Source organism: Burkholderia sp. PR2 (assembly GCF_052372875.1).
GTDB lineage: Bacteria > Pseudomonadota > Gammaproteobacteria > Burkholderiales > Burkholderiaceae > Burkholderia > Burkholderia diffusa.
On the sequence record NZ_JBQRWH010000001.1, the window covers coordinates 2,256,869 to 2,280,475 of the forward strand.

A 23,607-nucleotide genomic window follows, 5' to 3' on the forward strand; every position below is an offset into this window, starting at 1 on the left:
GCACGGCCTGCTCGGCCGTTCGGCCGACTTTCGTTCAACCCGCCACTTGGAGACACCATGTACAAGCGCATTCTGGTTGCCATCGACGGCAGCGACACCGCCCGCCATGCGTTCGATGCCGCCCTCGCGCTCGCGAAGGAGCACGGTGCCGAACTGCAACCGCTCTACGTCGTCGAGAACGCCGCGATCTACTACAACGTGCCGGGCTACGATCCGTCCGTGCTGCGCGACCAGCTCATCGCGCAAGGCAATGCGCTCGCGGCGGAGTTCAAGAAGCTGATGCAGGCGGCAGGCGTGAAGGGCGAAACGCTGACGAGCGAGGCGTCGTCGCTCACCGACGTGTCGACGCTGATCCTCGACGGTGCGAAGGCGTTCGGCGCCGACCTCCTCGTGCTCGGCACGCACGGCCGACGCGGGTTCCGCCGCCTCGTGCTCGGCAGCATCGCCGAACAGTGCGTGCGGCATGCGACGCTGCCCGTGCTGCTGATCCCGGCCGCCGCGCATACGGACGATCAGGAAGGCTGAGCGGCACCGGCATCAGCGTGCGCGTCGCGGCGCGCACACGCAACGGCATGCTTGCATGCCGCTACGATGCCCGCGACATGTGCGCGCGGTCGCGACGTTTTGTCACCCGACAGCGGCAACTTGCGGTGGGACAATGATTCGGTCGATTCAACGCTGGAGCAAACGATCATGTTGACGCCCGTCGCCACACGTCCCGCCGCCTCGTCCCATGCAGGCAACTGGGCTCCCCGTCAGGCCCCGCACTGCTCGTCGTGCGCAATGCGGCACCTGTGCATGCCGCAGGGCCTCGCACCCGAAGCGCTCAGCCGCCTCGAATCGGTCATCTGCGCGGCGCGCCCGGTCAAGCGCGGCGAAGCGCTGTTCCGCGAAGGCGACACCTTCGACAACCTGTACGCCGTGCGCTCGGGTTCACTGAAAACCGTCGCCACGCGCCACGACGGCCGCGAGCAGGTCACCGGTCTGCACCTCGCGGGCGAAGCGCTCGGCCTCGACGGCATCTGCGACGACACGCACCCGCGCACCGCGGTTGCGCTGGAAGACAGCTCGGTCTGCGTGATTCCGTACAGCGCGCTCAAGTCGCTGTGCTCGGAAGCCGGCACGATGCAGTTGCGCATGCACAAGCTGATGAGCGAGCAGATCGTGCGCGAAACGTCACAAACCATGCTGCTCGGCTCGTTGAACGCCGAAGAGCGCGTCGCCGCGTTCCTGCTCGACGTGTCGTCGCGCTACCTGAAGCGCGGCTACTCGCCGTCGGAATTCAACCTGCGCATGACGCGCGAAGACATCGGCAGTTACCTCGGCATGACGCTCGAAACGGTCAGCCGCACGCTGTCGAAGTTCCAGAAGCGCGGCCTGATCGAAATGCACGGCCGCCTCGTACAGATCGTCGACTTCGACGGCCTGCACCACGTCTGACCCCGCGCGGCGCGTAGCCTGCGCGCCGCCGCCCGCCACCGTCCGCCGCGCCCGCTTCGATCAGTCGAGAAACAGCGCGGCGCGCGCCTTCAGCGCCGCGCTGAAATCGTCGAGCCAGCCGATCGACAGGCGCCAGCTCTGCCAGTACAGGTCGATATCGACGGTCCGCCCGCGCGACATGTCGACCAGTTCGCCCGCCGCCAGCTGGCGATCGACCATCCGGTCCGGGCACATCCCCCATCCCAGCCCCGTTTCGCATGCACGCAAGTAACCCGCGACGTGCGGGATCCAGTGTTGCGGCGGATCGAGATCCGCGCGCGTCACGCGCCGGATGAAGCGCGCCTGCAAACCGTCCTTCGGATTGAACATGACGCACGGCGCACGGCGCAGCGCATCGCGCGTGATGCCCGCGCCGAAATAGCGGTCGTAAAACGCCGGCGAACACACTGCGCGATAGCGGATGCGCCCCAGCCGCGTCGACCGGCATCCCTGGATCGGTTCAGCCTGCGCGGTCACCGCGCCCTGCACGCTGCCGTCGCGAATGCGCGCGGCCGTGTAGTCCTGGTCGTCTATCACGAGGTCGAGCAAGGTCTCGCGCTCGGTGCAGAACGGCCCGACCGCATCGATGAACCAGGTCGCGACGCTGTCGTCGTTGACGGCCACGCGCAGCATCGGCCATGCGCTCGCGATCTGGCCCGGCAGTGCAGGCATCCGGCCGCCCAGTTCGGCCTCGAGCAACTGCACGCGCTCCGTATGCCGGCAGAGCAACGCGCCCGACGTCGTCGCGACGCACGGCTGCCCGCGCTTGACGAGCACGCTGCCGACGCGCTCTTCCAATAGTTTCACGCGCTGCGATACCGCCGACGGCGTGACGTTCAGCTCCCTGGCCGCCCGTTCGAACGAACCGTGCCGGATCACCGCCGCGAGAGCGTCGAGCAATGCGTAGTCGAGCATTAGATTTCCTTAATCTGCATTAGGTGAATTAGCTTCTCTTATGTTCTGGCTGACCGCAGACTAGCGCCAACCGATTCACCCGTCTACTCCTTCACCGCTCCCCATCATGAACTGGATCGCTTTTTCCCACGGCGCCGCCCTGTGCGGGTCGCTCATCGTCACCATCGGCGCGCAGAACGCGTTCGTGCTCCGGCAAGGCATCATGCGCTCGCATGTCGGCAAGATCGTGCTGCTGTGCGCGCTGTCCGACATGATCCTGATCGGCGCGGGCGTCGGCGGCGCGTCAGTCCTCGTCGAACGCTATCCGACCTTCGTCCACGTCGTGCTGTACATCGGCCTCGCGTATCTCGCGTGGTTCGGCATCAACGCGCTGCGCCGCGCGTTCAAGCCGGGACACGAAACGCTCGACGTGCGCGGCGACACCGTCGCGCCGCCGCCGCAGAGCGCGGTCGCGATCGTGCTGATGACGCTCGCATTCACGTGGCTCAACCCGCATGTGTATCTCGATACGTTCCTGCTGATCGGCACCGCCGGCGCGCGCGAGCCGGAAGGCTCGCGGCTGGCGTTCGCGATCGGCGCGATGTCGGTCAGCGTCGTGTGGTTCCTCGGGCTTGGATATGGCGCGCGGCTGCTTGCGCCGTGGTTCCGCAAGGCTGTTGCGTGGCGTGTACTCGATGGCGCGATCGGCAGCATGGTGCTGTTTCTGGCGGCCGTGCAGTTGCGGTAACGGATTAGAGCGCCGATCGATCACGGGTGGCAACGTTGCCGCCCGTTTTTCGTTCCGCTCCGTCGAAGTGACGTGATACGCCGGTCTCCGCCGGTCTCTCCCCCAGACGCTGCAAGATTCAGTTCCCGATCGAACGCAGCCGTACCGATCATCCACCTGGCGGACGGCACATCCGCTGTCCTCTGCAATTCCTCCGTCTTCATGACCGCGCGCCCGCTGCGCGATTCCGCTCGATCGGCGAGAATGTTCCGGCGTCCGCGACAACGGCGCAAGCGCTTCGCCCGCTCGCCTTCACGTCGCATTCATCCCGGCCAATCCTGTCGTCTCATCCCGTCACCCCCAGATTCCGGAGAGCAAAATGGCACTACGTACCCTCGGCACGTCGGACATCCAGGTTTCCCCGCTCGCCTTCGGCGGCAACGTCTTCGGCTGGACCGTCGACGAAAACGCATCGTTCGAGCTGCTCGACGCGCTCGCCGATACCGGCATCAACTTCATCGACACGGCCGACGTCTATTCGGCCTGGGCGCCCGGCAACAGCGGCGGCGAATCGGAAACGATCATCGGCAAGTGGCTCAAGCGTTCCGGCAAGCGCGACCAGGTCGTGCTCGCGACCAAGGTCGGCCTGCTCGCGGCGCGCGCCGGCCTGACGAAGGACAACATCCTGAAGGCCGCCGACGATTCACTGCGCCGCCTGCAGACCGACTACATCGACCTGTATTTCTCGCACCGCGATCTCGCCGACACGGCCTCGCTCGAAGAAACGCTCTCCGCTTACCAGACGCTGATCGACGCGGGCAAGGTGCGCATCATCGGCGCGTCGAACTACAGCAGTGCACGCCTGCGCGAGGCCGCCGACGTCAGCAAGCGCAACGGGCTGCCCGCGTATCAGGTGATCCAGCCGGAATACAACCTGATCGACCGCGCCGAGTATGAGCGCGATCTCGAGCCGGTCGTGCGCGACCTGAGGCTTGGCGTCGTCAACTACTACGCGCTCGCGAGCGGCTTCCTGTCGGGCAAGTACCGCAGCGAGGCCGACCTGAAGAAGAGCGTGCGCGGCGATCGCGTCGCCGGTTATCTCGATGCGCGCGGCCTGCGCATTCTCGCGGCGCTCGACGACGTGTCGGCGAAGCACGGCACGCAACCGGCCGCGATCGCGCTCGCGTGGCAGATCGCGCGACCGACGATCACCGCACCGATTGCGAGCGCGACGTCGCTCGCGCAGCTCGCATTGCTCGGAGAAGCGATCCGCGTGCGGCTCGACGATGAAGATATCCGCAAGATCGACGCAGCCAGCGCGGTCTGAAGTCTTGGGCAACAGGTCGGCGGCTCGAATCGCCGCGGCTTGCGGTTCTCGCCGCCGGCCTGAATCGCATTCGACACGCAAGCACGCATGTCTGCACCGCGCAGGTAGCGCGAGAGCGAAGTGCGCGGTGTCGAAGAAACGATCCGGCGACACACGGTTCGAATTCAGTAATACGAAACAACTTCAGCGATACGACGTCCGCGCTGAACCGAGCAATATTGCCTGAATGCGCGCCCGCGTTTTGCCTGACGCGGCCGTATCCGTTGGCTGATACGGACATCCCGCCGCGCCCCGCCAACCATCCTTCCCCAATAATCTTCCTTGACACCCTATCTTTCGATATATATCTTTCGATATGTTTTACGACACATAGGACACGATCATGCGACACAACCCCTCCCGCGGCCATGCCCGATGCGACGGTCATGGTGCGCATGCCGGCCCTGACTGGTACGCCAGCGTCTGGCAAGCAATCGGCCGCCATCGGCGCGGTCACGACCCATTCGGCGGCGGCCCGTTTGGCGGCCGCGGCGGACGCGGCGGCTTTGGCGATTTCGGCGACGACGGCATGCCGCGCGGCCGCCAGTTCAGCTCCGACGATCTCCAGCTGCTGCTGCTCGCGCTGGTCGCCGAGCAACCGAGCCACGGTTACGAACTGATCAAGGCGCTCGACACGCGCTCGAACGGTTTCTACAGCCCGAGCCCCGGCATGGTGTATCCGGCGCTCACGTATCTCGAGGAAGTCGGCTTCGTCGTGTCGCAGGCGGAAGGCAACCGCAAGCGCTACGCGCTGACCGACGCCGGCCGCGCGCACCTCGATGCGCAGCGCGAGCGCGTCGACACCCTGTTCGCGCGCCTCACGCATCTCGCACGCAAGATGGAATTCATGCGCCGCGCGTTCGCCGGTGAATCGGCAGGCGGCGAAACGCAGGACGAAACGCAGCCCGGCTGGCTGCCGGAGTTCGTCGAGGCCCGTCTCGCGCTGAAGCGCGCACTGCTCCACAAGAGCGCCGCCGACGCCGACGAACAGCGGCGTATCGCGGCGATCATGCGCCGCGCGACGGCCGAAATCGAAAGCGGCACCGGCGCGTGACCCGCGCCGCCCGTCCACACCCAAGGAGAACGGATCGATGCAGAACCTATCCGAACGCGCCGTTACCCGCGTGCGCCATACGCTGAAGTTCCGCCTGCTGCAGGTCGTGCGCGTGCATGCGGTGACGCCGCACCTGCTGCGTGTCACCCTCGGCGGCCCCGACCTCGCGGACTTCGAATCGTCTTCGTTCGACGATCACGTGAAGGTGTTTTTCCCGCCGCCCGGCGCCGACCGGCCCGCGATGCCGACGCTCGGCGCGAATGGCCCGGAGTTTCCCGAAGGCCAACCGAAGCCGGTCGCACGCGATTTCACGCCGCGCCGCTTCGATCGCGCCGCGCGCGAACTCGATCTGGAATTCGTGCTGAACCATCCCGGCCCCGCATCGCAGTGGGCGGCGCAGGCGCGCGTCGGCCAATGGCTCGGTATCGGCGGCCCGCGCGGTTCGTTCGTGGTCCCAATCGATTTCGACTGGCATCTGCTGATCGGCGACGATACGGCGCTGCCGGCCATCGCGCGCCGCCTCGAGCAATTGCCGGCCGGCTCGCGTGCGGCAGTCGTGCTGGAAGTCGCGGATCGCACCGCGCAGATCACTTTCGATACGCGAGCCGACGTGCATGAGATCTGGCGCTTTCGCGCCGAAGCCGACGCGGCGGACGGCGACGTGCTGCTGAATGCGGTGCGCGAGCTGCCGCTGCCGTCCTCCGGCGACGGTTACGTGTGGGCGGCCGGCGAAGCGCAGTCGATGCGTGCGGTGCGGCAGCACCTGACTGGCGAGCGTGGCGTCGACAAGTCGCGCATCCGCGCGGCGGCATACTGGAAACGCGGCGCAGCGGCCGCGCACGAAACGCTGGAAGACTGACGCGAACGCGAGCCCGAACATCGGCGGGCTTGGCATCGGCGGGGCGGCTGGTATATATCTATGTCTGCGACGCCGCTGTCGGGCGACAGCCGCCGCAGCCCGCCCAGGAGCGCCCGTTCATGACAAAAGAAAGCCACGCTTCGCCTTTCCGTCATAACCTGAAGATCGCCGGCTATTGCGGCCTGGCGGTCGTCGTCCTCGCGCTGTTCGTTGCGATGTGCGCGATCCTGAAGGAAAGCGCACTCGAACGCGACGCCGCACAGCACCCGGGCGAGACGCCCGAACTGCACGAAGCGGGCGGCGGCCCGTCCGCTTCGGCTGAAGCGGCCAAGACGCCCGGTTGACGGCGTCCGGCCCGTAGTTCTCCCGCTCAGGGCGCTCGCTCGCGCCCCATCATCACCGCATGCACGACGTCGCCGATCCGTTCGAGCAGCTCGACGATGCGTTGTCCGTACAGATGCGCGGCCAGCGCGCCGGCGGTGCCGACCAGCACGCCGCCGGCCATGTCGAACGGCCAGTGCACGCCCGCATACACGCGCCCCCAAGCAATCACCACGGCCATCGCGGCCATCACGAACCCGCTCAGCCGCGTGCTGCCGGCGAGCATCATGCCGACCGCGAGACTCCACGCGAACGTCATGTGATCGCTCGGAAACGAGCTGTCCGGCGCATGCGGAATCAGTTGCGTGCCGACACCGGCCATGAACGGCCGCGGCGAAAACCAGAAATGCCCGATTACCTGCGCGAGCGCCAGCGCCACGCACGTGCCGACGCCGGCTTCGATCGCCTGGCGGCGCGTCGGGCGCTCGCCGAAGATCCAGGTCAGCAGCAGCATCGCGGGCAGCGCATAGACCAGCCAGTCGGCGGCGAAGATCGCGACGCGAGCAACACCGGGGGGCGGCACGGCGCCGGCATTGATGGCGGAAAACAGGGTGAGATTGAGGTTCTGCATGAATGCGGTTGCCTGGGGCGTAACGATTGGACCGGGCGTGCCGGCCGGGTGGAACGATGCTAGTGCTCACTCGCTTAAGTAACGCTTAATGCGTCGGACGGCCGATGATCAGGACCGGGCCTGCACGTCGCGCGCGAACGCGCTTAGAGCCCGCACTGCAACACAAGTTCACACAATTGTCACATTTCCGCGCGACCGTCTCCCGTAAAAGCTCACCCACCATCCCGTAAAGGCTCACCTTTTTCACATCGTGGCGTCATCGACGCCTGAGAATATCGGAGCGCCCCATGCGCTCCATGCCGTTCGCACCGTTCGCCTCAATATTTGCGTTGCAAATCATTCGAAATCGGCAACAATTAATTCCAGATGCGGCATCGCACAACGGCAACGCACAGGCATAGGATTACGAGCTTACGAGCACTCATCCACGAAGCGATCAACAACAAGGAGTCCGCATGAAACCCAGCGATGTCCGATCGAAAGCGTTTGCGATGCCGTTGACCAGCCCCGCCTTTCCGATGGGCCCGTACCGTTTCGTCGATCGTGAGTTTCTGATCATCACGTATCGCACCGATCCGGATCGTCTGCGTGAAATCGTGCCCGAGCCACTGCAGGTCATCGAGCCGCTCGTCCATTACGAATTCATTCGCATGGCCGATTCGACCGGCTTCGGCGACTACACGGAAAGCGGCCAGGTGATCCCCGTCGAGTACAACGGCCAGGCCGGCGGCTACACGCTCGCGATGTATCTCGACGATCACCCGCCGATCGCCGGCGGCCGCGAGCTGTGGGGTTTCCCGAAGAAACTCGCGTCGCCCACGCTGCACGTGAACACCGATCACATCCTGGGCACGCTCGACTACGGCAAGGTGCGCGTCGCGACCGGCACGATGGGCTACAAGCACAAGGAACTCGACATCGACGAGCAGACGAAGCGTCTCGCCGGCCCGAACTTCCTGCTCAAGATCATCCCGCACGTCGACGGCACCGCACGCGTATGCGAACTGGTGCGCTACTACATGCAGGACATCAAGATGAAGGGTGCGTGGACGGGCCCCGCCTCGCTCGAACTGGCACCGCACGCACTCGCGCCGGTGGCCGACCTGCCGGTACTCGAGATCGTCGAAGCGCGCCACCTCGTCGCGGATTTGACACTCGGCCTCGGCGAAGTCGTCTACGATTACCTCGCTCAGTAACCTCGGTAACACGTCCGCAGTCCTTTCTCCCTGTCAATCCTTTCACCACGGGAAATTCGAAATGAGCAACCTGAATGGCAAGACCGCAGTCGTCACGGGCGCCGCAAGCGGCATCGGCAAGGAAATCGCACTGGAGCTCGCGAAGGCGGGCGCAGCGGTCGCGATCGCCGACCTGAACCAGGACGGCGCAAATGCGGTCGCCGACGAGATCAACAAGGCAGGCGGCAAGGCGATCGGCGTCGCGATGGACGTGACCAGCGAGGAAGCGGTCAACAGCGGTATCGACAAGGTGGCCGAAACGTTCGGCTCGGTCGACATCCTCGTGTCGAACGCGGGCATCCAGATCGTCAACCCGATCGAAAACTATTCGTTCGCCGACTGGAAGAAGATGCAGGCGATCCACGTCGACGGCGCGTTCCTGACGACCAAGGCCGCGCTCAAGCACATGTACAAGGACGATCGCGGCGGCGTCGTGATCTACATGGGCTCGGTGCACTCGCACGAAGCGTCGCCGCTGAAGTCGGCGTACGTGACGGCCAAGCACGGGCTGCTCGGTCTCGCGCGCGTGCTGGCGAAGGAAGGCGCGAAGCACAACGTGCGCTCGCACGTCGTGTGTCCGGGCTTCGTGCGCACACCGCTGGTCGACAAGCAGATTCCGGAGCAGGCGAAGGAGCTCGGGATCAGCGAAGAGGAAGTGGTGAAGAAGGTGATGCTCGGCAACACGGTCGACGGCGTGTTCACGACGGTGCAGGACGTCGCGCAGACGGTGCTGTTCCTGTCGGCGTTCCCGAGCGCCGCGCTCACGGGCCAGTCGTTCGTCGTCAGCCACGGCTGGTTCATGCAGTAACGTCCTCGCCTCCCGGACGGGAGGCGATTCCCGCACCACGTCCATTCTCACGACTCGTGATGGCATACCGTCGCTCGACGGTATGCCATCCGTCTCCGCCATCTACGGCGGGATTTCTCGGAGCAACTGATGAAACCGCACGCGCGTACAGAAAAGCAGGCCGTCGATGCGGCGGACCTGCAACACGAAGCCGGCGCGCCGGCCGCTGCGCGGTCGCTGCCATACGAAACGATCGCGCTCGTCCTGCAGGGCGGCGGCGCGCTCGGCGCGTATCAGGCCGGCGTGTTCGAAGGGCTGCACGAAGCCGGCGTTCCGCTCGACTGGATCGCCGGCATCTCGATCGGCGCGCTCAACACCGCGCTGATCGCCGGCAATGCGCCCGAACATCGTGTCGAGCGGCTGCGCGAATTCTGGGAAACGATCTGCCAGCCGGCATTCTTTCCCGCAATTCCGGCCGCATTCGAGTTCGCGCTGTTCAACAGCATCGACCAGATCCGCACGTTCTTCACCGCGTCGCAGGCCGCGAGCGCGATGATGCAGGGCCAGCAGGGCTTCTTCGTGCCGCGCTTGCCGCCGCCGCTGCCGGGCGTGTCCGATCATCCGGAAAAGATCAGCTGGTACGACACGTCGCAGCTGCGCGCGACGCTGCTCAGGCTGTGCGATTTCGACCGGATCAACTCGGGCGAGACGCGCGTGTCGGTCGGCGCGGTCAACGTCGGCACGGGCAACTTCGTGTACTTCGACAACTCGCGCATCCGCCTCGCGCCCGAGCACTTCATGGCGTCCGGCGCGCTGCCGCCCGCGTTCCCGCCGGTCGAGATCGACGGCGAATACTACTGGGACGGTGGCGTCGTATCGAACACGCCGCTGATGGAAGTGCTGAGCGCGCGTCCGCGACGCGACACGCTCGCGTTCCAGGTCGACCTGTGGAGCGCACGCGGGCCGCTGCCGCGCACGATGGCCGACGTCGCGGAACGCACGAAAGACGTGCAGTATTCGAGCCGCACGCGTTTCGTCACCGACACGCTGCAGCGCGAACAGCGCTACCGCAACGTGCTGCGCCACGTGCTCGAGCAGGTGCCGGAGGAGCAGCGCAAGAACGACCCGTGGTGCGTAGAGGCTGAAGCGATGTCGAGCGGGAAGAAGTACAACATCCAGCACCTGATCTATCAGCAGAAGGCGTACGAGCACCACTACAAGGACTATCAGTTCGGTCTGTCGACGATGCGCGACCACTGGAGCGCGGGTCTCGACGACATCCGCAAGACGCTCGCGGTCAAGGACGGCCTCGCGCTGCCCGCCAACGACGCAGGCTTCGTCACGCACGACATTCACCGCCGCCGGTAATGCCGCGTGCGACGGACCGGCGCGCTGCCTGCGCCGGTCCGTCCTCCTTTCCGATTCGACATGCCGATTTTCATTGCGCTGTTCGCGCTCATCGCCGTGGGATGGGGCGCGGTTCATCTGTTTCACGTCATCGCCGCGCAGTTCGGCCAGCCGGTCGCGATCGCGGCCGCCTTGTTCGCCGCCGCGATCCTGATCGCGCTGATCGCGTGGTGGATCAAGCGCCGTCGCGACATCGCACCGAACGCGAAGGAACAAGGCTGGACCCACGTCGTGCATCGCGAGTGGGGCGACGTGCGCGTGTCAGCGACGCAGGGGCTGCTGTGGCTGTCGCACGACGGTGCGGACGGCCGCTATACGTTGTCGCAGCTCGACGGCTGCGAAGCCGAGCCGATCGACGGCCGCTGGCATCTGGTCGTGCGTGTGCGTGACGCCGCACGCGGCGAATGGAAGCTGCCGATGATGGACAAGCACGATGCGCGGCGCTGGGCGCGCGTGCTGATGCTCGCGAGGGATAGCCGGCTGTAACGGCCCACTGCCGCGTGCCGACGCCGGCACGGCCGCGCACGACGCATGACGCCCGCTGCTTTCTAGCGCGCGCCGAGCGCCCACAACGCGTCGAGCACGTGCTGGGTCGACCGCTCGACCGGGCCGGCCCGATGGGCGATGCCCAGTTCGCGCCACAACGCCGGACGCAGCGGCCGCATGACGATGCGTGCATCCGGCAACGGGGCGCCCGCCTCGTGCGGCAGCAGCGTCGCGCCGTAGCCTGCGGCGACCAGACTCTTGATCGCATCGTTGTAGTTGAGTTCGATGCGGGGCTCGGGGCGGTGGCCACCGAGCGCGAACCATTCCGCGGTGAGCCGCGACAGGCGGGTAGTCGCATCGTTAAGAATCAGCGGACGCGCGGCCAGATAGGCCGGCGTCACACGCGCCGGAAGCCGCCAGTCCGCAGGCAGAAAGGCCAGCACCGGATCGCGCCGCCACGCGCGGATCGAGAGCCCCGCGACCGCCGGCTGCGGCAACGCCACCAGTCCGACGTCGAGCGTGCCCTGCGCAATGCGCGCCAGTGTGTCGTGCGACGTGAGCACGGCGATCTGAACATCGATGTCCGGATGCCGCTCGCGCAGCCGGGCCACCGCCTGCGGCAACAGATGGGCGATCGCCCCGGTCGATGCGCCGAGACGCACCCGCCCGGTCAGCCCCTGCACTTGTCGCTCCACGTCGTCGAGAGTCGACTCGACCTCGGCCAGCAGACGGCGCGCCCGCTCCACCAGCACCGCACCGATGGTCGACGGCTGCACGTTGCCGCGCGTGCGCGACAGCAACGGCGCACCGATGCGGCTTTCGAGTTCGGCGACATGAAGGCTGACCGTCGGCGGCGCAAGATGAAGCAGTTGCGCGGCGGCCACGAAGGATCCCTGGTCGGCGATCGCGACCAGCGTACGCAGTCGATCCAGACTGATCTCGCGCATTCCCACCTCTCGTTCAGGAAATCTGAATCTCGCAATCAGGAAATTCAACTTTTCCTATTCTAGGCGTTCGATGGACGATACGGCTTTCCCGACGTCCTAAGCGAGAAACGCGACCATCATGAGCCTCTCCACTGTCTACATCGACGGCGACCAAGGTACGACCGGACTGCTGATCCACGAGCGCCTGCGGGATCGCACCGATCTGCGGCTCGTCACGCTGCCGGATGCCGAGCGCAAGAACCCCGCGCGGCGCAGCGAAGCGATCAACGCATCCGATATCGCGATTCTGTGCCTGCCCGACGCCGCCGCGCGCGAAGCAGTCGGCTTCATCCGGAATCCGGCGGTACGCGTGATCGACGCGAGCTCGGCCCATCGCACCGATCCGGAATGGGTCTACGGTTTTCCCGAGATGGTCCACGGACATGCGCAGACGATCGCGCACGCGCGGCGCGTCACCAATCCGGGCTGCTATCCGACGGGCGCGATCGGCCTGCTCAGGCCGCTGCAACAAGCTGGCCTGCTGCCACGCGACTACCCGGCGAGCATCCATGCCGTGTCCGGTTACTCGGGCGGCGGACGGACCGCCGTCGACGAATTCGAATCGAACGGGGCCGCACGCACGAAACCGCTGCAGGTCTACGGCCTCGCGCTCGCGCACAAGCACGTGCCCGAGATCCAGCTGCACGCGGGGCTCGCGCATCGTCCGCTGTTCGTGCCGGCTTACGGCGCCTATCGACAAGGCATCGTGCTGACCGTGCCGATCGAGCTGCGCCTTCTCCCGGCCGGCGTGACCGGTGAGTTGCTGCATGCGTGTCTCGCGCACCATTACGCCGACGCGCGCCACGTCGAGGTCACGCCGCTCGCGGATACGCGCACGATCACGCATCTCGATCCGCAAGCGCTGAACGGTACGAACGACCTGCGGCTTGGCGTGTTCGTGAATGCCGAGCACGGCCAGGTGCTGCTGTCCGCCGTGTTCGACAATCTCGGCAAAGGGGCATCCGGCGCGGCCGTGCAGAACCTCGATCTGATGCTCGGTGCGGCGAAAGCGGCGTAAGCCCCAGGCGGCCAACATCATCGGCCGGCCCGGCGCATCGCGGCCGTCGGTGCGTCGGTGCGTCGGTGCGTCGGTGCCTGCGGCACGCTACCGGCTCGCGACGCGGTTGCGAGCCGTCAACGGGCCTTGGCCGACGCTTCTTACATGCCCCCGTAAAAGCTCACCTTTGGCCGATTTCAGGCCGCATCGTCACCCGCCGCGGCATTCAACCCGGCAAGCGCCTCCGCGAGAAAATCGACGCACACGCGCACTTTCGCCGAAGCCGCGACGCGTTCCGGATACACAGCCCAGATGTTCGCCGGCTGAATCACGTCCGACAGCACGCGACGCAGCGCGCCGCGTTCGATCAGCGGCCCCGCTTCCCAGATCGAGCGCAGCACGATTCCGCGCCCGGCCAGCGCCCATTGCACGGCCACCTCGCCGTGGTTCGTCGACAGCGCGCCGCCGACCTTCACCGTTGCCGTTTCTCCGCGCAGGTTCAGCCGCCAGACGCCGAACGGATGGTCGCGCTCCTTGATCGCGAGGCAGTCGTGCGATGCGAGATCCGCGAGCGTGCGCGGCGTGCCGCGCCGTGCGAGATAGTCGGGCGACGCGCACAGCACGCGATAGTTCGCGGCAAGGCGGCGAGCGATCAGGTGATCGGCGATCTCATCGCCGATGCGCACGTCGAGGTCGTAGCCTTCGCCCGCGACGTCGACGAGCCGGTCGAACAGATCGAGCCGCACGTTCAGCTGCGGATAACGCGCGGAGAAGTCGAGCAACGCCGGCGCGACGACATGACGGCCGAAGCCGAAGCTGCTCGAGATGCGCAGCGTGCCGCGCGGCACCGTGCGCGTGGTCGACACGTCCTCGACGAGATGGTCGACGTCATCGAGAATCTTCTCGGCACGCGCGAACACGCGTTCGCCGGCCTCCGTGACCGTCACGCGGCGCGTCGAGCGATGCAGCAGCCGCGTGCCGAGCTGCGCCTCGAGCAGCGCGATGCGCTTGCTCACATATGCGGGCGATACCGCGAGCTGCTCGGCCGCCGCGCTGAAGCTCGTCAGGCGGACGACCAGGCTGAAGACGCGCAGGTCGTCGAGATTCGGCGATTTGTTCACGATTCGTGGAAAGTCGATTAACCTTTCGCACGATTTTAATCTGAATGGAAATAAATAAAATGGCATCGTGTTCCGCTGCGCACGCTGCCGGCGGCCCGACCAGCCAAGGAGGCTTGCATGAGCGACAAGACGTACAAGATTGCCGTCATCCCCGGTGACGGCATCGGCCGTGAAGTGATGCCCGAGGGCCTGCGCGTGCTCGACGCCGTGACGGCGCGCTTCGGCATCCGTTTCCAGTTCGAGCAGATCGACTGGGCGAGCTGCGACTACTACGCCCAGCACGGCAAGATGATGCCGGACGACTGGAAGGCCCGGCTCTCGGGCATGGATGCGATCCTGTTCGGTGCGGTCGGCTGGCCCGCGACGGTGCCCGATCACATTTCGCTGTGGGGTTCGCTGCTGAAATTCCGACGCGAATTCGACCAGTACATCAACCTGCGGCCCGCGCGCCTGTTCGACGGCGTGCCGTCGCCGCTCGCCGGCCGCAAAGCAGGCGACATCGACTTCATGATCGTGCGCGAGAACACCGAAGGCGAATATTCGTCGGTCGGCGGCACGATGTTCGAAGGCACCGAGCGCGAAGTGGTGATGCAGCAGTCGATCTTCACGCGCCACGGCACGGAGCGCGTGCTGAAGTTCGCGTTCGAGCTCGCGCAGCGCCGCGCGAAGCGCCTGACCGTCGCGACGAAGAGCAACGGCATCGCGATCAGCATGCCGTGGTGGGACGCACGCGCGGCCGAGATGGGCGAACGCTATCCCGAGATCGCCGTCGACAAGCAGCACATCGACATCCTGTGCGCGCGCTTCGTGCTGCAGCCTGACCGCTTCGACGTCGTCGTCGCGTCGAACCTGTTCGGCGACATCCTGTCCGATCTCGGGCCGGCCTGCACGGGCACGATCGGCATCGCGCCGTCGGCGAACCTGAACCCGGATCGCACGTTTCCGTCGCTGTTCGAACCGGTGCATGGCTCCGCGCCGGACATCGCGGGCCAGTATGTCGCGAACCCGATCGCGATGATCTGGTCGGCAGCGATGATGCTCGACTTCCTCGGCAACGGCGCGGGTCGCGAACGCGAGGCGCACGATGCGATCGTCGCGGCGATCGAGGACGTGCTGCGCACCGGACCGCGCACGCGCGATCTTGGCGGTCAGGTGGGGACGCAGGAAGTGGGTGAGGCGATCGCGGCGCGGATCGCCGGCTGACGGAACGTCCGAAGGCGCGCGGCTGGGAAGTGTTCGATCGATGTCATGCTCAAGGGTGAGCAGCACGACTGACTGCCGCGCACCTTCGCCGATTTCGACGCGCACGCCTGGATGCGTGCATGTCGATGTCGAACAGTGAGTTGGATCGCACCTCGATACACACCGATTGAATCTCACCACCATGCGTGTATGCAGCAAGTGCGCCGCCGATGTCGCATTCGATCCGCATGCGAGCAACGCTTCGCTCAGTGCAACCGGACCGTTTCCAGCGAAGATTGATCGGTGAGATGCAGGGCGTGAAGAATCACACCGTCCCGCACGAAATGCCTCCTCTCCCGAAAACGCTCACCTCAACCAGCGGCTCCCGTATTCCCTCACCGTTGAGCACAGGCGTCACGCTCGATGCACAATTGAGCGCGTCCACGCGACGCCATCGTGCTACGTCACAGCCCAAGATCGGACAGACCGGGATGATCGTCCGGACGGCGACCGAGAGGCCAGTGGTACAGGCGATCCGCTTCGCGAATCGGCAGGTCGTTGATGCTCGCGTGGCGATGCGCCATCAAGCCGTTTTCGTCGAACTCCCAGTTTTCGTTCCCGTATGAGCGGAACCAGTTGCCGGCGTCGTCATGCCATTCGTATGCGAATCGCACCGCGATGCGATTGCCGCCGAACGCCCACAGCTCCTTGATCAGCCGGTAGTCGAGCTCGCGCGTCCATTTCCGCTGCAGCAGTCCGACGATCTCGTCGCGGCCCGTCACGAACTCCGCGCGATTGCGCCACCGGCTCTGCGGCGTATAGGCAAGCGAGACGCGCTGCGGGTCGCGCGTGTTCCACGCATCCTCCGCGGCACGCACTTTCTGGCGCGCCGTATCGAGCGTGAAGGGCGGAACGGGCGGACGAATTTCCGGGGAAGCGGACATGGGATGCTCCTGTTCAAGGTTGGGGCTGCGCACGAACGCAGCCGGTTGGGACACGTTACTTCGACGCTCGAGACACCGTTTCGAGCAAGAGCTCGGCGGTTGCGCGCGCATCGCGCGCCGCGGTCGCTTCGCCGCTGACGAGCGCGACGCCGATCGCGCCGTCGATCAGCACCAGCCATTGGCGCGCGATGCGGGCCAGGCCGCGGCGCTCGATGCCGGCGTCGTCGGCATACGCGTCGAGCCGCTCGCGCACGAACGCGAGCAAGCGCGCCTTGTGCATACGCGCGACGACGCGTATCGGATCGTCGGCGTCGGCAATCTCGCCGGACGCGTTCAGGAACGCGCAGCCGTGAAAATCGGGTTGCGAGAACCAGTCGCGCAGCACATCGAACATGCCGAGCAAGTGCGCACGCGGCGACTTGCCGCGCGCCAGCGTGGCATCGACGAACCAGCGCATCCAGCGCTCGTCGCGCCGCTCGAGGGCGGCGACAACCAGCGCCTCCTTCGATTCGAACTGCGAATAAAAGCTCTTTCGCGCGGCACCGGATCGCTTCACGATCGCATCGACACCCGTGGCGTGGATGCCGCCCGAGTAGATCAGCGCTTCGGCCGCGTCGAGCAGTCGATCGCGAACGGCCGGTTCGCCGGAGAAGTCATCATGTGTGTTCATGGGTTTACGGTAGAACGATCGTTCTCCATCGTCAACACCCATGTGAAAAGGCCCTGCCGCCGGAAGGGCCGAACGCCGCATGGTTTCGATGGCGGGCAGCGCATCGCAGGCGGCGTTTACGACATTTTTTCTTGAAGCTGGCGCAGGGTGCTCACTACACTTCGGTCACCCCGTCTGGCCGAAAGGACATCATGCAGCGACCGGAATCCGCACGCTCCAAGCGTGCCTATGCGGCTTATGCGAAGCGGCTCGATGGCCGCGTCGTCGTACGGCGTTTCGATCCGTGCAGCGATTCGTACGAATCGCTGACCGCGTTGCTGCATCGCGCGTACGCGCCGCTCGGCGCCGCAGGCTTCAACTGTCCCGGTGTCGACCAGCCGGCGTCGGAGACGCGCGAACGCATGCTCACCGGCGAGTGTTTCGTCGCGCTCGGTAACGGGCATCTGGTCGCGACGATCACGATGCAGCCGCACGATCCCGATTCGCGGTGCGATCCGTACCGCAGCCGACGCGTCGCGACGCTCGGCCAGTTGGCCGTCGATCCGGTCTGGCAGGATCGCGGCATCGGCCGAGCGCTGCTCGCGTTCGCGCAACGGCGGGCGGCCGCGCGTGGCGCGACGCACCTCGCGCTTGACGCGCCGCATGCGGCTGTCCGGCTCGTCGACTTCTATCGACGCGAAGGGTTTCAGTTGATCGACGTGATGCGGTTTGCAGGACACAGCTATGACAGCGCGATCCTGTGCAAGGCCGTTGGCGTGTCGGACGGGCGGATACCTGCATCCGACATGACGTCGATCGATGTCACGCGGCGTGCCGGAGCGGCGTCATGAAACACGAAGCCGACGACGATCGTGCGCGGCTCGCACTGAGGCATGCCCGCACGCGGGCAGCGCTGCGCATGCGCGGGCTGGTGAAGCTGACGGTCGTCACGATCGCGGTCACGCAAACTCTGACGCTCGTGTTCGACGCCCTGCTCGTCGCGGTCGGCTACACGCCGGAAGCCGCGACGTTGCTGCTGTTCCGCTTCGTCACGTGCGCGCTCGTCAGCTTCTGGCTTCAGGCGGACGCATCCCGCGCGTATCGGCACGCGGCGAAGCGCGGGCTCGTGACGATGTCCGTGAGCATGGCGAACTGATCGAGATCGCACCGCAATGCCCGAAACGCTGGCTCGTCGTGTTGAGTCTGCAACTCGAACCGCGATGGTTGAACGGTGAGCGCATCAGGTAGCGGGAAGCGCACCAATCAATGCGGCCTCGCAGGCGGACAGGTGAGTTCGCACGTCGTTGATAGGCTCACGCATCAAGAAGGCGCCGTGACGGCGTTGCGTGGTGACGTGCTGTCACGAAAGCACGGCAAGACCGTGGCCCAGGCAGGCGGTGCGACAGGACGGCGCTATTCAGGCGCGGCAAACGAAACGGAAGGGCAGGAAGAGACACTCGCGCCGAGCGACGCGAGAGTGCGGGCGGGAGCGCGACGCTGACGAGTGAGATGCATGCGTGATTGCATGTCATCGATACGTGCTGCGGCAGCGAAGCGCGATCGCCCTCATATCGTCAAGAAAAAACGCGGTGCCGTCGTTGAATTCTTCGCCTGCGCGTCAGCCGAAGGCACGATCGAGCCATCATGCGGCACGCAAACAGCTCCCGAATAATCTCACCTCACGCGTTCGTCGAAGCCGCCCTGCCTCGACAAACGCTCATGCCGACACGAACGGGGCACTCGGCAAACGCGCCGAGCCGCCCCGCCGGCACTCAGACCGTCCAGTCGAGGATCACCTTGCCGCTTTCACCGGACAGCATCGCGGCGAAGCCTTGTTCGTAATCGTCGGCTGCAAAACGATGCGTGATGATCGGCGACAGATCGAGGCCGCTTTGCAGCATCGCGACCATCTTGTACCAGGTCTCGAACATCTCGCGCCCGTAGATGCCCTTGATCTCGAGCCCCTTGAAGATCACCTGGTTCCAGTCGATCGCCGTCTGCGCGGGCGGAATGCCGAGCAGCGCAACCTTGCCGCCGTGATTCATCGCCTCGAGCATGCTGGTGAACGCGCTCGGCACGCCCGACATCTCGAGGCCGACGTCGAAGCCTTCCGTCATGTGCAGGTCGGCCATCACGTCGCGCAGCGACTCGCGTGCGACGTTGACCGCGCGCGTCGCGCCCATCTTGCGCGCGAGTTCGAGCCGGTAGTCGTTGATATCGGTGATCACGACGTTGCGCGCGCCGACGTGCTTCGCGATCGCGACGGCCATGATGCCGATCGGGCCCGCGCCCGTGATCAGCACGTCCTCGCCGACGAGATTGAACGACAGCGCCGTGTGCGTCGCGTTGCCGAACGGATCGAAGATCGACGCGAGATCGTCGGAGATCTCGGGCGGAATCTTGAACGCGTTGAACGCGGGAATCGCCAGATACTCGGCGAACGCGCCCTCTCGATTCACGCCGACGCCGACCGTGTTGCGGCACAGATGCCGGCGACCGGCACGACAGTTGCGACAGAAGCCGCACGTGATGTGGCCTTCGCCGGACACGCGGTCGCCGATCGCGAAGCCGCGCACTTCCTGCCCCATCTCGACGATCTCCCCGACGTATTCGTGGCCGACGTGCATGGGTACGGGAATCGTCTTCTGCGCCCAGTCGTCCCACTTCCAGATATGGATGTCGGTGCCGCAGATCGCCGTGCGGCGAATCTTGATCAGCACGTCGTTGTGTCCGACCTCGGGGCGCTTCACGCGCGTGAGCGTGAGACCCGGGCCGCGCTCGAGCTTTGCCAGTGCTTTCATGGTCGCGCCTCCGTCAGACGATGCCGAGCGACTTGCCGACGCGCACGAACGCGGCGACCGTCTGATCGATCTGTTCAGGCGTATGCGCGGCGCTCATCTGCGTGCGGATGCGTGCGCGACCGCGCGGCACGACCGGGAACGAGAAGCCGATCACGTAGACGCCTTCTTCGAGCAACTTGTCGGCCATGTTGGTCGCAAGCTGTGCGTCGCCGAGCATCACCGGGATGATCGGATGCGCACCGGGCACGAGCGTAAAACCCGCGGCGGTCATCTGCTCGCGGAAACGCACGCCGTTCTCGCGCACGCGTTCGCGCAGCTTCGCCCCTTCTTCGCTGCCGAGCAGTTCCAGCACCTTCAGCGACGCCGCGGCAATGCTCGGCGTCAGCGTGTTCGAGAACAGGTACGGACGCGAACGCTGGCGCAGCAATTCGACGACCTCGCGGCGGGCCGCGACATAGCCGCCCGATGCGCCGCCCAACGCCTTGCCGAGCGTGCCGGTAATGATGTCGATGCGACCATCGACGCCGCAGTGCTCGGGCGTGCCGCGGCCATGCGCGCCGATGAAGCCCACCGCGTGCGAATCGTCGACCATCACGAGCGCGCCGTAACGATCGGCGAGGTCACAGATGCCTTTCAGGTCGGCGATGATGCCGTCCATCGAGAACACGCCGTCGGTCGCGATCAGCTTGTGGCGCGCGCCCGCTGCGTCGGCTTCCTTCAGCTTCGCCTCGAGATCGGAGAGATCGTTGTTCTTGTAACGGAAACGCTTCGCCTTGCAGAGGCGGATACCGTCGATGATGCTCGCGTGGTTCAGCTCGTCGCTGATCACTGCGTCGTTCTCGTCGAGCAGCGTCTCGAACAGGCCGCCGTTCGCATCGAAGCAGCTCGAATAGAGGATGCTGTCTTCCGTGCCGAGAAACGACGCCAACGCGCTTTCGAGTTGCTTGTGCACGGTTTGCGTGCCGCAGATGAAGCGCACCGACGCCATGCCGAAGCCGTCCTGGTCGAGACCTGCCTGCGCCGCGGCGATCAGGCGCCGATCGTTCGCCAGACCGAGATAGTTGTTCGCGCAGAAATTCAGCACGCCGGCACCGCTGGCGAGCCGCACGGCCGCCGCTTGGGGACTCGCGATCTCGCGCTCGGTCTTGTAAAAACCGTCCGCGCGGATCTGGTCGAGCGTCCCGCGCACCTGGGCGAGAAAGGCATCACGCATCGCAAAGCTCCTGACAGGGATTCGCAATCCGCCGCGCGCCGCTCGTGGCGGCTGCGCAACGGCCTGCTACTGTTATAGTCGGTCGTTCGGTTGACCGCATTTATCCGATATTCCGAACTAGAATTCGAAATACCGAACAACTCTAAGCGAACGGAAACCAAATGGCAAGTTCCTCCGCGTCGCGGCGCACGCCTGCCAGCGCCGCACCGCAGCCGCCGGGCGTGACGCCGCCGCGCGTCGGCGAGCAAATCCAGCGACTGCGCAACGAGCGCAAGCTGACCCTCGACGACCTGTCGCGCGCAGCCGGCGTATCGAAGTCGATGCTCTCCGAGATCGAGCGCGACAAGGCCAATCCGACGATCGCGGTCGCATGGCGGCTCACGAATGCGCTCGGCATCACGCTCGACGAGCTGTTCTCGCAACCGAAAGCGCCGGAGACGATCCGCGTGGATGGTCCGCACGACATCCCGACGCTCGCCGGCCACGACGGCCGCTATCAGTTGCGCGTATGGGGCCCGATCGACCTGGCCGGCAAGTTCGAGTGGTACGAACTGACGCTGCCGGGCGGCGGCGCGCTCGTGTCGAACGCGCACGAACCCGGCACGCGCGAGCACCTCACCGTGCTCCAGGGCGCGATGGAAATCGAAGCCGCGGCGGCGAGCCGACGCCTGAAAGCGGGCGATACCGCGCGCTACCCGGCCGACACGCCTCACGCCATCCGCAATCCCGGCAAGGCGGAAGCGCGCGCACTACTGATCGTGATTCATCGCTGACGATGCGAATAGCTGGCCGAAAGGCCAGTTGCGGAAAACACTGTATGTTTGTACAGTATACGGACATTCCGCCATGCATTGGCCGGGGCCGCCGCACCGAGGCGCCCGCTCCGGTCGACAGGAGCCTGCGATGACAGAAGAACAAGATTTGGCCGCGCTCAGCTTCAAGGCTGCCGCGCACGACCTCGAGTTGATTGTGCGCCATATAGCCGGGCGCTACATCCATCAGCGCGTCCCGCTGTCGTGGCGCCTGCTGCACGCCATCGAAGCCGAGGCACTCGCGGATCTCGGGTTTGCCAGTCGGCACGAAGCCGGCATGCGCCAGCTGTTCGAACGGCCGTCGGACATGACTTTTCCCGAAACGGATGATCCGATCGATTTCGGACGATCGAATGCGCTACCCGCTGTCTTCTCGTTCGCGGTTCTCGCGTACGAAGCGGCGGCCAGATCGCAGGAAGCGGCACCCAGCGAGCGCATTCATCGCCCATCCAAAGCGTGGGGTGACTGACATCAGGCCCTGGCCGTTCGGCACGGCGGCCGGCTCCCGCATCCTGCTGCCCGCCACGTTGCGGATAGGGCTACCATATACGCAACTAACGGAATAAACAACATGTCCCTTCCCACCCCCTCCGACACGCCCGCACGCCCGGAAGAAAAGGATCTGTTCGACCGTGGTGCGTCCGACTGGATCATCTCGCCCGAAGCCGCGTTCGACGCATGGCTTGCCATGCAGGACTACCGCCGTTCGTCGGCCGACGTCTACCGCGCACAATGGGGCGCCTTTCTCGCGTGGCTACGTGCACATCAGAAAAACCTGGCCACGGTCGATACCGCAACGATCGCGAATTTCGTCAGCGAGCTTCCCATACGGAAAACGCAGCGAATGCGCTATTTGAGGCTGATCGAACGCGTGCTCGACCACATCCGGCGCACCGAGCTCGCGTCCACCAACCCGGCCCGCTTCATTGCTCAGGATGGCGAAGCGGATTGGCGTCAGGCACGCGACAACGAGCCGACCGGTTTCCTGACACCGGCCGAACGCGCGAAGTTGCTGGCCTACCTGTTTTCGCCGATTGGCGTATCTGGCTCCGCATACTGGAAGGAGCGGCGTGACCGCGCGCTCGTCGCCGCATTTCTCGGGGCCGGCGTGAAAACCGGCGAAGCACGCGCGCTTACGATTAGTTGCATCAATGCAAGTGGAACGTCGCTGCAGATCCCGTCGACACATCCCGATTTCGCGCGCGAAACCCATCTGGCCTCGTTCGCGATCGCGTTGCTCGAAGCATGGCTCGTGGAACGCAAGCGCCAGGAGATTCCGGGCGAGCTCGTGTTTCCGGCATCGCACGCCGGGCGGCCGATGCACAAGGCAACGATGCTGCGCGCGATCGATGCAATCGTTGAATCCGCGGGGCTCACGTCGTCACGCACCGCGCGCGCGAGCCCGCAAACGCTGCGCAACACTTACGCTGCCGAACTGTTCGAGCACGACGTGCCACCCGAGCGGGTCGGCAAATGGCTCGGCTTCATGCGGCCGATCTCGTCGAACCGCCTTCATCGCGCATGGAAAAACTGGCGCGATGATCTCGCGAATGGTGACGCGTCCGAGCAGGACGAAACTCACTGATGCCGACCCGGCTGCTCACGCGGCATGATCCGTGAGCAGCCTTGTGCGGCGTAGCCTCACCGTTTCACAGC

General features: G+C 65.6%; 26 protein-coding genes. 18 read left to right on the forward strand and 8 right to left on the reverse strand.

The window, feature by feature from the left end:
• The first annotated feature begins 57 nt into the window (after positions 1 to 57).
• Together ACT2FV_RS10025 and fnr are read left to right on the forward strand one after the other, a co-directional pair.
• Positions 58 to 525, forward strand: coding sequence for a universal stress protein (locus tag ACT2FV_RS10025; protein WP_059598695.1), 468 nt, complete (start codon positions 58 to 60; stop codon positions 523 to 525).
• 168 nt (positions 526 to 693) lie between these two features.
• Complete coding sequence (gene fnr / locus ACT2FV_RS10030; protein ID WP_059447453.1) at positions 694 to 1,440, forward strand: fumarate/nitrate reduction transcriptional regulator Fnr; 747 nt, start codon at positions 694 to 696, stop codon at positions 1,438 to 1,440.
• A gap of 60 nt (positions 1,441 to 1,500) precedes the next feature.
• Here fnr and ACT2FV_RS10035 read toward each other — a convergent pair whose 3' ends face one another.
• Positions 1,501 to 2,394 carry a LysR family transcriptional regulator ArgP gene (locus ACT2FV_RS10035; RefSeq protein WP_059598694.1) on the reverse strand — a complete coding sequence of 298 codons (894 nt, stop codon included), beginning with the start codon at positions 2,392 to 2,394 and terminating at the stop codon, positions 1,501 to 1,503.
• A gap of 106 nt (positions 2,395 to 2,500) precedes the next feature.
• On the opposite strand from ACT2FV_RS10035, the gene ACT2FV_RS10040 reads away from it, so the two are divergent.
• The 5 genes from ACT2FV_RS10040 (at position 2,501) to ACT2FV_RS10060 (ending at position 6,723) form a co-directional block, all read left to right on the forward strand.
• Positions 2,501 to 3,121 (forward strand): LysE/ArgO family amino acid transporter, encoded by a 621-nt coding sequence (locus tag ACT2FV_RS10040; protein WP_124903303.1) that lies wholly within the window; start codon positions 2,501 to 2,503, stop codon positions 3,119 to 3,121.
• 358 nt (positions 3,122 to 3,479) lie between these two features.
• Positions 3,480 to 4,427: an aldo/keto reductase gene (locus ACT2FV_RS10045; protein ID WP_151048203.1), complete on the forward strand. Its 948-nt coding sequence runs from the start codon at positions 3,480 to 3,482 to the stop codon at positions 4,425 to 4,427.
• Between the two features lie 382 nt (positions 4,428 to 4,809).
• Positions 4,810 to 5,520, forward strand: a complete 711-nt coding sequence (locus tag ACT2FV_RS10050) for a PadR family transcriptional regulator (RefSeq protein ID WP_124627797.1) — start codon at positions 4,810 to 4,812, stop codon at positions 5,518 to 5,520.
• Between the two features lie 37 nt (positions 5,521 to 5,557).
• Positions 5,558 to 6,379 carry a siderophore-interacting protein gene (locus ACT2FV_RS10055; RefSeq protein ID WP_444503783.1) on the forward strand — a complete coding sequence of 274 codons (822 nt, stop codon included), beginning with the start codon at positions 5,558 to 5,560 and terminating at the stop codon, positions 6,377 to 6,379.
• A gap of 119 nt (positions 6,380 to 6,498) precedes the next feature.
• A complete protein-coding gene (locus ACT2FV_RS10060; protein ID WP_059605810.1) occupies positions 6,499 to 6,723 on the forward strand; it encodes a hypothetical protein in 225 nt (74 codons plus the stop codon).
• Between the two features lie 26 nt (positions 6,724 to 6,749).
• On the opposite strand, the gene ACT2FV_RS10065 is transcribed toward ACT2FV_RS10060, so the two are convergent.
• Positions 6,750 to 7,331: a phosphatase PAP2 family protein gene (locus ACT2FV_RS10065; protein WP_444503784.1), complete on the reverse strand. Its 582-nt coding sequence runs from the start codon at positions 7,329 to 7,331 to the stop codon at positions 6,750 to 6,752.
• 455 nt (positions 7,332 to 7,786) lie between these two features.
• Here ACT2FV_RS10065 and ACT2FV_RS10070 point away from each other — a divergent pair, with 455 nt between their 5' ends.
• From ACT2FV_RS10070 to ACT2FV_RS10085, 4 genes are all read left to right on the forward strand, one after another.
• The gene (locus tag ACT2FV_RS10070) at positions 7,787 to 8,527 is read left to right on the forward strand and encodes an acetoacetate decarboxylase (RefSeq protein WP_124627802.1); all 741 of its coding nucleotides are present in this window, start codon (positions 7,787 to 7,789) and stop codon (positions 8,525 to 8,527) included.
• Between the two features lie 61 nt (positions 8,528 to 8,588).
• Positions 8,589 to 9,374: a 3-hydroxybutyrate dehydrogenase gene (locus ACT2FV_RS10075; protein WP_108064654.1), complete on the forward strand. Its 786-nt coding sequence runs from the start codon at positions 8,589 to 8,591 to the stop codon at positions 9,372 to 9,374.
• Between the two features lie 129 nt (positions 9,375 to 9,503).
• A complete protein-coding gene (locus tag ACT2FV_RS10080; protein WP_444503785.1) occupies positions 9,504 to 10,721 on the forward strand; it encodes a patatin-like phospholipase family protein in 1,218 nt (405 codons plus the stop codon).
• A gap of 60 nt (positions 10,722 to 10,781) precedes the next feature.
• Positions 10,782 to 11,246, forward strand: a complete 465-nt coding sequence (locus ACT2FV_RS10085; protein ID WP_059604569.1) for a hypothetical protein — start codon at positions 10,782 to 10,784, stop codon at positions 11,244 to 11,246.
• Positions 11,247 to 11,308: 62 nt separating this feature from the next.
• Here the strand turns inward: ACT2FV_RS10085 and ACT2FV_RS10090 are convergent, their stop codons facing one another.
• Positions 11,309 to 12,193 carry a LysR family transcriptional regulator gene (locus tag ACT2FV_RS10090; RefSeq protein ID WP_174906947.1) on the reverse strand — a complete coding sequence of 295 codons (885 nt, stop codon included), beginning with the start codon at positions 12,191 to 12,193 and terminating at the stop codon, positions 11,309 to 11,311.
• Positions 12,194 to 12,311: 118 nt separating this feature from the next.
• Between ACT2FV_RS10090 and argC the strand changes: the two genes are divergently transcribed.
• Positions 12,312 to 13,250 (forward strand): N-acetyl-gamma-glutamyl-phosphate reductase, encoded by a 939-nt coding sequence (gene argC / locus ACT2FV_RS10095; protein ID WP_124629511.1) that lies wholly within the window; start codon positions 12,312 to 12,314, stop codon positions 13,248 to 13,250.
• A 176-nt stretch (positions 13,251 to 13,426) separates the two neighbouring features.
• Here the strand turns inward: argC and ACT2FV_RS10100 are convergent, their stop codons facing one another.
• Entirely contained in the window at positions 13,427 to 14,350 is a 924-nt protein-coding gene (locus ACT2FV_RS10100) for a LysR substrate-binding domain-containing protein (RefSeq protein WP_175816307.1), read from the reverse strand.
• A gap of 117 nt (positions 14,351 to 14,467) precedes the next feature.
• On the opposite strand from ACT2FV_RS10100, the gene ACT2FV_RS10105 reads away from it, so the two are divergent.
• A complete protein-coding gene (locus ACT2FV_RS10105) occupies positions 14,468 to 15,553 on the forward strand; it encodes a tartrate dehydrogenase (protein ID WP_124901798.1) in 1,086 nt (361 codons plus the stop codon).
• Positions 15,554 to 15,996: 443 nt separating this feature from the next.
• Here the strand turns inward: ACT2FV_RS10105 and ACT2FV_RS10110 are convergent, their stop codons facing one another.
• On the reverse strand, positions 15,997 to 16,476 hold the full coding sequence (locus tag ACT2FV_RS10110; RefSeq protein WP_059604582.1) for a nuclear transport factor 2 family protein: 480 nt from the start codon (positions 16,474 to 16,476) through the stop codon (positions 15,997 to 15,999).
• Positions 16,477 to 16,531: 55 nt separating this feature from the next.
• The gene (locus tag ACT2FV_RS10115) at positions 16,532 to 17,146 is read right to left on the reverse strand and encodes a TetR/AcrR family transcriptional regulator (protein WP_124901797.1); all 615 of its coding nucleotides are present in this window, start codon (positions 17,144 to 17,146) and stop codon (positions 16,532 to 16,534) included.
• Positions 17,147 to 17,337: 191 nt separating this feature from the next.
• Here ACT2FV_RS10115 and ACT2FV_RS10120 point away from each other — a divergent pair, with 191 nt between their 5' ends.
• Positions 17,338 to 17,976: a GNAT family N-acetyltransferase gene (locus ACT2FV_RS10120; RefSeq protein ID WP_444503786.1), complete on the forward strand. Its 639-nt coding sequence runs from the start codon at positions 17,338 to 17,340 to the stop codon at positions 17,974 to 17,976.
• Positions 17,973 to 18,281, forward strand: coding sequence for a hypothetical protein (locus ACT2FV_RS10125; protein ID WP_444503787.1), 309 nt, complete (start codon positions 17,973 to 17,975; stop codon positions 18,279 to 18,281). The genes ACT2FV_RS10120 and ACT2FV_RS10125 overlap by 4 nt, the downstream gene beginning before the upstream one ends.
• 616 nt (positions 18,282 to 18,897) lie before the next feature.
• On the opposite strand, the gene tdh is transcribed toward ACT2FV_RS10125, so the two are convergent.
• Positions 18,898 to 19,926: an L-threonine 3-dehydrogenase gene (tdh, locus tag ACT2FV_RS10130; RefSeq protein ID WP_059529060.1), complete on the reverse strand. Its 1,029-nt coding sequence runs from the start codon at positions 19,924 to 19,926 to the stop codon at positions 18,898 to 18,900.
• Between the two features lie 13 nt (positions 19,927 to 19,939).
• Complete coding sequence (locus tag ACT2FV_RS10135) at positions 19,940 to 21,139, reverse strand: glycine C-acetyltransferase (protein WP_151048212.1); 1,200 nt, start codon at positions 21,137 to 21,139, stop codon at positions 19,940 to 19,942.
• Positions 21,140 to 21,300: 161 nt separating this feature from the next.
• Here ACT2FV_RS10135 and ACT2FV_RS10140 point away from each other — a divergent pair, with 161 nt between their 5' ends.
• The 3 genes from ACT2FV_RS10140 to ACT2FV_RS10150 all read left to right on the forward strand — a co-directional run bounded on the left by ACT2FV_RS10140 (position 21,301) and on the right by ACT2FV_RS10150 (position 23,536).
• Positions 21,301 to 21,912, forward strand: a complete 612-nt coding sequence (locus tag ACT2FV_RS10140) for a helix-turn-helix domain-containing protein (RefSeq protein ID WP_059680153.1) — start codon at positions 21,301 to 21,303, stop codon at positions 21,910 to 21,912.
• 130 nt (positions 21,913 to 22,042) lie between these two features.
• Positions 22,043 to 22,420, forward strand: coding sequence for a DUF2471 family protein (locus tag ACT2FV_RS10145; protein WP_059604597.1), 378 nt, complete (start codon positions 22,043 to 22,045; stop codon positions 22,418 to 22,420).
• Positions 22,421 to 22,522: 102 nt separating this feature from the next.
• Positions 22,523 to 23,536 (forward strand): tyrosine-type recombinase/integrase, encoded by a 1,014-nt coding sequence (locus ACT2FV_RS10150; RefSeq protein WP_059604599.1) that lies wholly within the window; start codon positions 22,523 to 22,525, stop codon positions 23,534 to 23,536.
• Positions 23,537 to 23,607 lie beyond the last annotated feature (71 nt).